Here is an 11,547-nt window from a genome sequence, read left to right as displayed (position 1 = left end):
GGCCATGGCATCGGCGTGCGGCCCGCGGGACGCCCTCGCGGCTGCACGGTCTCACCGCCTCCGCCGGCGGTCGAAGGCTCAGACGTGGCACGACAGGGCGACGACAGGGACGGGCCGGGCTCCATGAGCCCGGCCCGTCCCTGTCGTCGCCGTCTTGTCGTCGCCGTCTTGTCGTCGCCGCCTTGTCGTCGGCGCCGACCGAGGTCAGTCCAGTGACGTCAGCCAGTCGTTGATGACCTCGGCCGTGCGGTGCGCCTGCGACTCGACCATCGTCAGGTGGTCGCCCTCGACGTCGACGACGGTGTGCGCCGTGTCCCAGGAGGTGCGCCACGCGTCGGTGACGGTCGGCGTCTCCGCGTCCCCCGCCCAGTCCCGGGGCCGGGCGAAGAGGATCGGTGCGGAGATGCCGTCGAGGTCGCAGTCCTCCATCAACTGCCCGTACCAGGCCATGGCCGTCAGACGGGCGTTGGTGAACGGGCCGAACAGGGCTTCCTTCTCGAAGAGTCCGGCGAACATCTGGGCGATCAGCCCGACGAGGCCCTCGGTCTTCGGATGGTAGGTGTCCAGCAGGACGACGGCTCGGGGGCCGGTACCGGTCTGTTCCAGGAGACGGGCGGTGGCGTGCGCGAAGATCCCGCCGGCCGAGTAGCCGAGCAGCACGTAGGGCTTGTCCCCGGCCGCCTCACGGATCTGGCGAGCACAGCCCTCCACCACGGTGGTGAAGGTGGCCGGCAGGCTCTCGCTGTCCGCGAACCCGGGCATCGGTACGGCGGAGACGTCCCGTGTCCCGCGCATGGCCGTCGCGATCCGGAGGAACTGGTGGGCGCCGCCCATGGCCGCCGGTGACGGGAAGCAGAACAGCCCCGGTTCCTGCGGCCCGCTCGCCAGCCGTACGACGGGAGGCAGGTCGGGCAGGTCGCTCGCGGCAGCGTAGGTCGGCCGCAGGCCGGCGGCCAGGTCGAGGATGGCGACCCCCTGGTCGAGGCGGTCACGGTCGATGGCCTGGCGGAACAGCGCGCTGAGTGATTCCCCGGCCGCATCGCGGGTCGTCCCGGCCCGGTCCCGCTCGCCGCTGCCCGGCGACGCTCCGCCGTCCGTCGCCGTTCCCGCGTCCGTCTCCGTGAGGATCCAGCCGGCCAGAGCCCGGGCACTGGGGTGGTCGAAGACGATGGTCGCGGGCATCGGGACGCCCGCGGCGCTCTTGAGCCGGTTGCGTAGTTCCACGGCTCCCAGGGAGTCGAATCCCATTTCCAGGAACGAACGGTCCGGTGCGACGGCCTCGGCACCGTGGTGGCCGAGCACCGCGGCCACATGAGTGCGGACCAGGTCGACCACCGCCTGCTCACGGTCCTCGTCCGGCAGTCCGGCGAGACGCTGGGCGAGCGACGGTCCCTGGGCGGCACCGGCTGCCGCGGCACGCGCCGCACCGCGGCGGGCGGCGGGACCAGCCGTGCGGGCCAGACCCTGCAGCAGGGGCGGCACTCCGTCGGCGCGCTCCCGGATCGCCACCGGGTCCAGACGGGCCGGCAGCTGCGCCGGCACCCGGCGCCCTACGGCGCTGTCGAACAGTTCCAGGCCCTCGGCCGCGGTCAGTCCGGTCATGCCCCAGCGACGGATGCGTTCGACGTCCACGGGCTTGAGGTTGCGGACCATGCCGTGCCCCTCCCCCCACAGGCCCCAGGCCAGGGTGTGCGCCGGCAGTCCCGACGCGGCGCGGTGTTCGGCCAGTCCACCGAGGAAGAGGTTGGCGGCGGCGTAGTTGCCCTGGCCCGGACCGTCGACCACACAGGAGGACGAGGAGAACAGGACGAACGCGGTCAGCGGCAGGTCGCGGGTCAGCTCGTGCAGGTACCAGGCCGCGTCGGCCTTCGGGCGGAGGACATGGTCGAGGTACTCGGGGGTCAGCGCACCGACGACGGCGTTCGCGGCGACACCCGCCGTGTGCACGACGCCGGTGAGCGGATGCCGCGGATCGATGCCGGCGAGCAGGTCCGCCAGCGCGTCGCGGTCGCCGACGTCGCAGGCTTCGACACGGACGTCCGCACCCGCTTCGGCGAGTTCCGCCGCCAACTCCGCGGCACCTTCGGCTGCCGCCCCCCGGCGGCTGGTGAGGAGCAGATGACGGACACCGTGCTCGGTGACGAGGTGGCGGGCGACGAGGCTGCCCAGACCGCCGGTGCCTCCCGTGACGAGCACCGTCCCGTCGGCGTCCCAAGGAGTGGGCCCGTCGTCGGCGGTCCCGTTCCGGTGGGCGCGGGTCAGCCGTGGGACCAGGAGCTCCCCGCCACGGATGGCGAGTTGCGGTTCCCCGGTGGCCACGGCGGCCGGAAGGGCGGCGAGCGAGCGGGGGTCGTCGTCGAGGTCGACGAGCAGGTGGCGCCCCGGGTTCTCGGCCTGGGCCGACCGGACCAGACCCCATACGGCGGTCCCGGGCAGGCCGGCACCGGTGTCCTCGCCCGGCCGCGTCGCGACAGCACCCCGGGTGACCACCAGCAGACGGGAGGCTTCGAACCGTTCGTCGTCGGCCCACGCCTGCAGTGCCGCGAGCACGGAACCCGTCGCGGAGCGCACCCGGTCCGGCATGGGGGCGTCCGGGTCGGTGACGCAGCCCAGCACGGCGACGGCCGGCGGCTCCTCGGCCCCGTCGTACGCAGTCGACACCTCCGGATGCCCGACCCCGAGGACGTCCGCTCCGAACGTCGCCCACCTGGCCGCGCCGGACGAGTCCGCGCCGGCGGGTGCGGTGGGGCCCGGCAGCCAGCTCACCTCGAAGAGGGAGCGGTGGACGCCGGTGGGCGGGACGCTGAGCTGCTCGGGCGCGATGGTCCGGGCGGCCAGCGACTCCACGGTGACCACCGGGGCGCCCGTGGTGTCGACGGCGTCCAGACGCAGCCCGGAACCGACGCCGGTCACGCGGACACGGAGCACCAAGGCGCCCGTCGCGTGCAGCCGCACACCGTTCCAGGCGAACGGGACCGACGGCGCGCCGTCCGCGTCCCCCTCGAGGAAGCTGGTGTGCAGGGCGGCATCCAGCAGAGCCGGGTGCAGGCCGTAAGCGGAGGCGTCGTCCGACGCGTCGTCGCGCAGGACGACCTCCCCGTACAGGGCGTCGGCGTCCCGCCAGGCCGCGCGGAGCAGCCGGAAGACGGAACCGTACTCCAGTCCCTGCTCGGCGAGTTGTTCGTAGAAGCCGTCGAGTGGGAGGGGCGTGGCGCCTTCTGGCGGCCAGACCTCCATGCCGGTCGGTTCGGGCCGGTGGGTGTCGACGGCGAGCGTGCCTTCGGCGTGCAGCGTCCACTCACCGTCCTGATCCGCTCCCTCGACCCGGGAGTGGATGCGCACCGGGCGACCGCCGCCGCCGTCCACGCCCTCGACGGTCACCTGGAGAGCGACCCCGCCGCGCTCCGGCACCACAAGCGGAGCGTGCAGCGTCAAGTCCTCCACCAGGCCGCAACCCACCTCGTCACCGGCCCGCACCGCCAACTCCACGAAGGCCGTACCCGGCAGCAACACCGCTCCGAGCACTCCATGGTCGGCCAGCCACGGCTGCACGTCGCGCGACAGTCGTCCCGTGAGCACCACCCCGCCAGAGACCGGCAGATCCACCACCGCACCGAGCAACGGATGCCCGGCCACCTCCAGGCCGGCCATCTCCACATCCGCACCACCACCAGCAGCACCGGAACCAAGCCAGTACCGCTGGTGCTGGAAGGCGTAGGTGGGCAGGTCCACGGTGCGGGCGCCGCGCCCGGCGAAGAACGCCTCCCAGTCGACCGTGGCGCCACGGGTGTACAGCTCTCCGAGTGTGGTCAGCAGGTGCTCGGTTTCGGCGCGGTCGCGGCGTTGGGTCGCCAGGAAGATCGCGTCGTCGCCGCAGCCCAGACCGGCGAGGACGGCCTGGGGGCCGACCTCCAGGAAGGTGCGGACGCCCTCGGCCTCCAGGGTCTGGATGCCGTCGTGGTAGCGGACCGTCTCACGGACGTGACGCACCCAGTACTCGGGATCCTGAAGCTCTCCCGGCTCGGCGAGGCGTCCGGTCACGTTCGACACCACGGGCAGGCTCGCTTCGTGGTAGGTGAGCGTGGCGGCGATCTTGCGGAACTCCGCCAGCATCGGCTCCATCAGCGGCGAGTGGAAGGCATGGGACACCTTCAGCCGGGTCGTGCGCCCGAAGTGGGCGGCCACCTCCGTGACAGCCTTCTCGTCACCGGAAATCACCACGGAACGCGGGCCGTTCACGGCCGCGATGGCCACACCGTCGACGAGGCACTCGCGCACCTCATCCTCCGTCGCCTGGACGGCGATCATGGCGCCGCCTTCGGGCAGCGCGTCCATCAGGCGAGCACGGGCAGCCACCAGCGTCGCAGCATCGCCCAGGGACAGCACTCCGGCGACATGCGCGGCGGCCAGCTCACCGATGGAGTGACCCGCCACCAGGTCCGGACGCACACCCCACGACTCCAGCAGCCGGTAGAGGGCCACCTCGTAGGCGAAGAGGGCCGGCTGAGTGAAGCCGGTGCGATCGAGATCGCCGCCGTCCCACATCACCTCACGCAGCGGCAGCCCCAGAGCGTCGACCACCTCGTCCAACGCCCGCGCGAAGACAGGGAACGCCTCGTACAACTCCCGGCCCATACCGGCGCGCTGGCTGCCCTGCCCGGAGAAAACGAACGCCGTCCTACCCTGCACCGGCCTCCCACCGACCCGCTCACCGGAGGCCACCTCGGCCAGCCCGCGCAGCAACTCCTCACGGTCGGCCCCTACGACCACGGCCCGGTGCTCGAAGGCCGACCTGGTCGTGGCCAGTGAGAACGCCACATCCGACGGTGTCAGATCACCCCGACCGGACGCGAACGCGGCCAGCCGCTCCGCCTGGGCCCGCAACGCCGCCTCACCGCGTCCGGACACCACCCACGGCACCACCGGCAGCGGCACGGCGGAGTCACCGTCCTCCGTCTCACCCTCGACCGGCGCCTCCTCCAGGATCACGTGCGCATTGGTCCCGCTGATCCCGAAGGAGGAGACGCCGGCGCGACGTGGGTGGCCGGCACGGTCCCACGGCCGGGCCTCGGTGAGCAGTTCCACCGCTCCCGCCGACCAGTCCACATGCGGCGACGGCACCTCCACATGGAGGGTTCGGGGCAGCACCCCGTGCCGCATCGCCATCACCATCTTGATCACACCGGCCACACCCGCAGCCGCCTGCGCATGCCCGATGTTCGACTTCAACGACCCCAGCCACAAGGGCTGTTCGGCCGACCGTTCCTGACCGTAGGTCGCCAACAGCGCCTGCGCCTCGATCGGGTCCCCGAGGGTGGTGCCCGTCCCGTGTGCCTCGACCACGTCCACGTCCGCGGCCCGCAGCCCCGCGGCCGTCAGGGCCTGCCGGATCACCCGCTGCTGCGACGGACCGTTCGGCGCCGTCAGGCCGTTCGACGCACCGTCCTGATTCACCGCCGAACCCCGCACCACCGCCAGCACCCGATGACCGTTACGCCGCGCGTCCGACAGACGCTCCACCACCAACACACCCACGCCCTCGGACCAGCCCGTCCCGTCCGCCCCCGCCGAGAACGCCTTGCAGCGGCCGTCCGGAGAGAGGCCCCGCTGCCTGCTGAACTCCACGAACGTGTCAGGTGTGGCCATGACGGTCACGCCGCCGACGAGGGCGAGGGAGCACTCACCCCGTCGCAGCGCCTGGCCCGCCAGGTGCAGGCCGACCAGCGACGACGAGCAGGCGGTGTCCACGGACACGGCCGGGCCCTCCAGGCCCAGGGTGTAGGAGACACGGCCCGAGATGATGCTGCCCGCGCTCGCACCGGTCGGGTAGTCGTGATACATGACACCCGCGAACACGCCGGTGTCGCTGCCCTTCAGGCCGGCCGGGCGAATCCCCGCGTTCTCCAGCGCCTCCCACGCGGTTTCGAGGAGCAGGCGCTGCTGCGGGTCCATTTCCTCGGCCTCGCGCGGGCTGATGCCGAAGAAGTCGGGGTCGAACTCGGCGGCTCCGTGCAGGAAGCCGCCCTCCTTGACGTACGTGGTGTGCGGCCGCGTGCGGTCCGGGTCGTAGAGGCGCGAGGTGTCCCACCGTCGGTCGGTGGGGAAGTCGGTGATGCCGTCCCGGCCTTCGGCGACCAGCTGCCAGAGGTCTTCCGGACCGGTCACGCCGCCCGGATAGCGGCAGCCGATACCGACGATGGCGAGGGGTTCGTCGTCCGACCCGGGGTCCGGACGGCGGGGCTCCTGGGACGCGGGGGTCTGTCGCTCGCCGAGGTCGGTGAGCTGGTCGAGCAGGTGCCGCGCCAGCGTGGTGATGTCGGGGTAGTCGAAGACGAGCGTCGCGGGGAGCCTCAGACCGGTGGCCGAGGCGAGTCCGTTGCGGAACTCCACCGCGGTGAGTGAGTCGAAGCCGAGGTCCTGGAAGGGCCTGCCGGTGTCCACCTCCGTACCGGAGGCGTAGCCGAGTACGCCGGCGGCCTGGGCCTGGACGACCTCGCCGACGGCGGGGAGGCGTTCTTCCACAGGCAGGCGAGCCAGGCGTGCGGCCAGGTCCGCCGGGCCGGGTGACCGCCCTGCCGCGGAGCGGCGACGGGTGGCGGTGCCGTCCACGAGGTTCTGGAAGAGGGCCGGGAGGTCGCCGTCCGGGCCGATACCGGCGCGCAGAGCGTTGAGGTCGAGGCGGGCCGCCAGCAGTGCCGCGGCAGGCGCGTCGGTGGCGGTGTCGAAGAGGGCGAGACCGTCGTGTGCGGTGAGCGGCAGCAGACCGGAGCGGGTGAGCCGGGAACGGTCGCGGTCGGCGAGGCCTCCCGCCATGCCCGCCTCTGCCCCGCGGTCCACGTCCCACGGCCCCCAGGCGAGTGACTGGGCGGGCAGTCCGAGGACGGAACGGCGGTGATGGGCGAGGGCGTCCAGATAGGCGTTGGCGGCCGCGTAGTTGGCCTGTCCGGGGGCGCCGAAGGTACCGGCGACGGAGGAGAACAGCACGAACGCGGTGAGCGGCAGGTCACTGGTGAGCCGGTGCAGATGCCATGCGGCGTCGGCCTTGGGGCGCAGCACGCGGTCGAGGCGGGTGCCGTCCAGGGAGGCGATCACCCCGTCGTTCAGGACGCCGGCGGTGTGAACGACACCTCGCAGTGGGTGTGCGTCCGGGACGGTGGCCAGCAGGTCGGCGAGCGCGTCGGGGTCGGCCACGTCGCAGGCGGCGACGTTCACGTGCGCGCCTAGCCCGGTGAGCCGGCTCCGGAGGTCGTCGGCGCCGGGAGCGGCCGTGCCTCGGCGGCTGACCAGCAGCAGGTGACGGACACCGTGTGCGGTGACGAGGTGCTCGGCGACCAGGGCGCCGAGAGCACCGGTGGCGCCGGTGATGAGTACCGTGCCGTCGGGGTCGAAGGCCGGGGATTCGACAGTCCCGGTCCCGGCGCCGGTGCCGCGTTCCCGGCCGTCCGGCCGGAACCGGGTGAGCCGGGCGCCCAGGGGCACACCCGCCCGGATCAGCAGTTCGGACTCGGCCGGGTCCGCGAGGCCGGAGAGCAACGAGGTGGAGTCGGGGTGGCCGTCCAGATCGGCGAGGACGACCCGGTCGCCGGTCTCGATCTGCGCGGAACGCACCAGTCCCCAGACGGCGGCGCCGGCCGGGTCGGTGACACGGTCCTCTTCCGGACCGGCCATGGCGCCTCGTGTGGCCACGACCAGCGTCGCGTTGCGGAAACGGTCGTCGGCCGGCCATGCCTGCAGGATTTCGAGGACCTGGTGGGTGATGCGGCGGACGGCCGCCGCGTCCGGACGTCCGTCGTCCTCCTCGGGGGCGCAGTCCAGTACGACCACGCCCGCCACTTCTCCCACCGCGTCGAGATCGGCTCGGGAGCGGACCACGACGACTTCCGGGACGGCAGCTGTTCCGCCACCGGCAACGGTCGTGAGCGGGACGGGGGTCCAGTCCAGCCGGAAGAGGTCTTCGCGCCGCGGCCTCTGGGCCGGCTGCATGCCGGAAGCCACCGGGCGAACGGCGAGGGACTCCACGGTGGCCACCGGCGCGCCTTCCGCGTCGGCGATCTCCAGGGAGACGGTGGAGGGCCCGGTGAGCCGGAGACGAACCCGTACGGCCGCGGCGCCGGTCGCGTGCAGGGTCACGCCGCCCCACGCGAAGGGCAGCTGCGGACCACCGTCGGCATCCTTCTCACCACGGTCACCGGCGGCCAGGGCCAGCGGGTGGAGGGCTGCGTCGAGGAGTGCGGGATGCAGCCCGAACTCCTCGGCCTGCTCGGCCACATGATCCGGCAGGACCACCTCGGCGAACAGTTCGTCGCCCCGTCGCCAGGCGGTACGCAGGCCCTGGAACGCGGCTCCGTACTGCAGGCCGTGGGCGGCGAGGTGATAGTAGGCGTCGCCCATGGGCAGGGGGTCCGCCTGCGCGGGCGGCCACTGTGCGAGCACGCTGCCGTCCCCGGGCGCGCCGACGGCAGCCGGGCGCAGCACTCCGGAGGCGTGCCGGGTCCAGATCACCTCGGCGGTGGGATCGTCGGAGCGGGAGTAGATCTCCACGGTCCGCGTCACGGTGAGGGCCTCGCCGCGAGCCACCGGCTGATCCTCGGCACGGGCGATGACCTGGAGGATCACACCGGCTTCCTCGGACAGCAGGAGCGGTTCCTCGAGGGTGAGGTCGTCGAGGACGGGGAAGCCCGTCTCGTCGCCCGCGCGGATCGCCAGCTCGACGAATCCGGTACCGGGGAAGAGGACGGTCCCCTCGACCGCGTGATCCGCCAGCCAGGGGTGGGCACGGAGCGAGAGACGTCCGGTGAGGATCACCTGCTCCGAGTCGGCCGAGCGCACAGCGGCGCGTACCAGGGGGTGCCCTGCCGGTTCCAGCCCGGCTGCGGAGACCTCGGCGACGGCGTCGGGCGCGTCGAGCCAGTAGTGCTGGTGCTGGAAGGCGTAGGTGGGCAGGTCGACAGTGCGGGCGCCGCGCCCGGCGAAGAACGCCTCCCAGTCGACCGTGGCACCCCGGGTGTGCAACTCGCCCAGCGCGGTGAGAAGTTGCTGGAGCTCGGGGCGGTCGCGGCGCTGGGCGGCGACGAACACCGCGTCCTCGCCGCAGCCGAGGCCGGCGAGGACGGCCTGGGGGCCGACCTCGACAAAGGTGCGGACGCCCTCGGTCTCCAGGGTCTGGATGCCGTCGTGGTAGCGGACGGTCTCGCGGACGTGGCGGACCCAGTACTCGGGGTCCTGAAGCTCACCCGCTTCGGCGAGGCGACCGGTGACGTTCGACACCACGGGCAGGGTCGCCTCGCGGTAAGTGAGCGTGGCGGCGATCTTGCCGAACTCCGCCAGCATCGGCTCCATCAGCGGCGAATGGAAGGCATGCGACACCTTCAACCGCGTCGTCCGCTCGAAGTGAGCGGCCACCTCCGTGACAGCCTTCTCGTCACCGGAAATCACCACGGACCGGAGGCCGTTGACGGCCGCGATGGCCACACCGTCGACCAGATGCTCGCGTACGTCGTCTTCCGTGGCCTGCACGGCGATCATCGCGCCGCCCTCCGGCAGCGCGTCCATCAGCCGCGCCCGGGCAGCCACCAGCGTCGCCGCATCCTCCAACGAGAGCACACCCGCGACATGCGCCGCCGCCAGCTCACCGATCGAATGCCCCGCCACCAGGTCCGACCGCACACCCCACGACTCCAACAGCCGGTAGAGCGCGACCTCGTAGGCGAAGAGAGCCGGCTGCGTAACGCCGGTGCGATCGAGATCGCCGCCGTCCCACATCACCTCACGCAGTGGCAGCCCCAGGGCGTCGACCACCTCGTCCAACGCCCGCGTGAAGACCGGGAACGCCTCGTACAGCTCCCGGCCCATACCGGCGCGCTGGCTACCCTGCCCGGAGAACACGAAAGCCGTGCGGCCGCTGATCGGCGTGTGACCGACCCGCTCGCCGGAGGCTACTTCGACGAGCCCGCGCAGCAGTTCGTCGGAGTCGGACCCCACCACCACGGCCCGGTGTTCCAGCACACTGCGCGTCGTGGCCAGCGAGAACGCCACGTCCAGCGGCGTCAGGTCACTCCGACCGGTCACATGCTCGACCAGTCGCTCCGCCTGCGCCCGCAACGCCGCCTCACCGCGCCCGGACACCACCCACGGCACGGCCGGGAGGGCGGGGGCGGGGTTCTCGGTCTCCGTGGGAGGAGCGACGGACGTGTCGGTGGGTGCCTCCTCGATGATGACGTGCGCGTTGGTCCCGCTCATGCCGAAGGAGGAGACACCGGCGCGACGTGGGTGGCCGGCACGGTCCCACGGCCGGGCCTCGGTGAGCAGTTCGACCGCTCCCGCCGACCAGTCCACGTGCGGCGACGGCTCCTGCACGTGCAAGGTCTTCGGCAGCACCCCGTGCCGCATCGCCATCACCATCTTGATCACACCGGCCACACCCGCCGCCGCCTGCGCATGACCGATGTTCGACTTCAACGACCCCAGCCACAACGGCTGGTCGGCCGACCGGTCCTGACCGTAGGTCGCCAGCAGTGCCTGGGCCTCGATCGGGTCCCCGAGCACGGTTCCGGTGCCGTGCGCCTCCACGGTGTCGATCTGGTCGGCGGACACCCTGGCGTTGGCGAGGGCCTGCCGGATGACGCGTTCCTGAGCCGGGCCGTTGGGCGCGGAGAGGCCGTTGCTGGCTCCGTCCTGGTTGACGGCCGACCCGCGCAGCACGGCCAGGATCTCGTGGCCGTTGCGGCGGGCGTCGGAGAGGCGTTCGAGGACGAGCACGCCGACGCCCTCGGACCAGCCGGTGCCGTCCGCGGTGGCGGCGAAGGAGCGGCAGCGGCCGGAGCGGGAGAGGGCGCCCTGGCGGCTGAACTCGACGAACATGTCGGGGGTGGACATCACGGCGACGCCCCCGGCCAGGGCCAGGGTGCATTCCTTCTGCCGCAGTGCCTGGGCCGCCAGGTGGAGCGTGACCAGGGAGGAGGAGCAGGCGGTGTCCACCGTCACCGAGGGGCCTTCCAGGCCCAGGGTGTAGGAGACACGGCCGGAGACGATGCTGCCGGAGATGCCGCTCATGGCGTAGTCGTGGTACATCACGCCGGCGAAGACCCCGGTCGGGGTGCCCTTGAGGCCGGCGGGCGGGATGCCGGCCCGTTCGAGTGCCTCCCAGGACGTCTCCAGCAGAAGCCGCTGCTGCGGGTCCATGGCCTGGGCCTCGCGCGGGCTGATGCCGAAGAACTCCGGGTCGAAGGCGGCGGCGTCGTGGAGGAAGCCGCCCTCACGGACGTAGCTGGTGCCCGGACGGCTCAGTGCCGGGTCGTAGAGCCGTGCGGTGTCCCAGCCGCGGTCCCCGGGGAAGCCGGAGACTCCGTCGCGGCCTTCGGCGACGAGCTGCCAGAGCTCGTCGGGGCCGGTGACGCCGCCCGGGTAGCGGCAGCCGATACCGACGACGGCGATCGGTTCCCGGGCGGCCGTGGTGAGCTTGCGGACCTGCTCCCGCAGGCGCTCCGTCTCCTTGACCGACGAGCGGAGCGCCGCGACGATCTTCTGTTCGTTGCCGTTCGTCGTCAC

At 72.5% G+C, this 11,547-nt stretch carries 1 protein-coding gene; it reads right to left on the bottom strand.

Features of this window, described 5'->3' with window-relative positions:
* Positions 1 to 204 precede the first annotated feature (204 nt).
* Complete coding sequence (locus IE118_RS05480; RefSeq protein ID WP_189556133.1) at positions 205 to 11,547, bottom strand: type I polyketide synthase; 11,343 nt, start codon at positions 11,545 to 11,547, stop codon at positions 205 to 207.

Origin of the sequence: Streptomyces pilosus, from assembly GCF_014649835.1 — a bacterium.
GTDB classification, from domain to species: Bacteria; Actinomycetota; Actinomycetes; order Streptomycetales; family Streptomycetaceae; genus Streptomyces; species Streptomyces pilosus.
The sequence above is the reverse complement of the archived record's forward strand: the minus strand, read 5'-3'. Positions and strand labels throughout refer to the sequence as shown.